This window comes from Mesorhizobium sp. BH1-1-4 (genome assembly GCF_020165665.1).
Classification (GTDB): domain Bacteria; phylum Pseudomonadota; class Alphaproteobacteria; order Rhizobiales; family Rhizobiaceae; genus Mesorhizobium.
The window spans coordinates 1-1,330 of sequence record NZ_JAIUIN010000045.1; the positions used below are offsets into that span (position 1 = coordinate 1).

The window sequence follows — 1,330 nt, forward strand, 5'->3', positions numbered from 1 at the left end:
TGTCCGAACCGGATAGATAGGTAACAGAATGGACTGATTGCATGGGTGACAGTTTTCTTGTCCGCCGGGAGGACCGGCGATGGTTTGGCGAGAGACTGGCATCATGGACGAGCGGCTTCGGTTTGTTGTGGAATGCCTTTCTGGCGAGGAGACGATGACGCAGCTTTGTGGGGCCTTCGATATCTCTCGCAAGACCGGCTACAAATGGCTTGAACGCTACCGGGAGTTTGGGCCTGAAGGCCTGCATGATCTGCCGCGTGCACCGCTCAATCACGGCCGGGCGACGGCCGGGGACGTGGTGGAGCGGATCGTGGTCATGAAGGAGGCGCACCCGTTGTGGGGACCCAAGAAGATCATGGCCAGACTCAAGCGTGCGGAACCCTGCCGCGGCTGGCCCGCGGTCTCGACAGCCGGTGAGATTCTGAAGCGGCATGGACTTGTGGGGCGTAGGCGCAGGCGCTGGAAGGCGGCAGGCAATGGCCCATGGCCGGAAGCTTTGGCGCCGAACGCGGTGTGGACGGGGGACCACAAGGGCTGGTTCCGGACCCGCGACGGATGGCGCTGCGAACCGCTGACGGTGATGGATGCGTCGAGCCGCTACCTGTTGGGGCTCGAGGCAACGGGTTCGACGTCGGATGAAGAGGCCTGGCCGGTGTTTGAGCGGTTGTTTGAGCAGAACGGCCTGCCGGATCGGTTCAGAAGCGACAATGGCTCACCATTTGCGTCAGCCGGCATCACCGGGCTGACACCGCTTGCGGCGCGCTTCATCAAGCTCGGCATCGCCCTTGAGCGCATCCAGCCTGGTAAGCCGCAGCAGAACGGTCGCCATGAGCGCTTCCACCTGACCATGCTGCCGATGGCCAAGGCACCGGAGGCCGACAGGGCGGCTCAAGCCAAGGCCTTCGAGGCCTTCCGGCGCAGCTACAATGAGGAACGCCCGCACGAGGCGCTTGGCATGGGCACGCCTTCGCAGCATTACCGCCTCTCGACCCGCCGCATGCCCAAGACGATCCCCGAGCCGGACTATCCGGACGAGGCGGCGGTACGCAGCGTGCGCCAGAACGGCGCCGTCAAATGGCAGGGCGCCGAAATCTACATCTCGGCCACGCTGGCAGGCGAGCCGATTGCCATCGAAGAGACTGAGAACGGCGAATGGGCGGTGCGCTTCTATGCCCATCTGCTCGGCTTCATCGACAACAAGCACATGAAACTGGTTCGCCGCAGCACCGCGCCAACCCAACCGCTTGGCGCTGCGGCGAACCCATCATAAGGGGAGAAACTGTTACCTATGTATCCGGTTCAAACTGTTACCCATCTATCGGCTGGACAC

At 63.0% G+C, this 1,330-nt stretch carries 1 protein-coding gene; it reads left to right on the forward strand.

Features of this window, described 5'->3' with window-relative positions; genetic code table 11:
• Positions 1–79 precede the first annotated feature (79 nt).
• Positions 80–1,270, forward strand: a complete 1,191-nt coding sequence (locus LB569_RS31750) for an integrase core domain-containing protein (protein WP_224695418.1) — start codon at positions 80–82, stop codon at positions 1,268–1,270.
• The last annotated feature ends 60 nt before the right edge of the window (positions 1,271–1,330 follow it).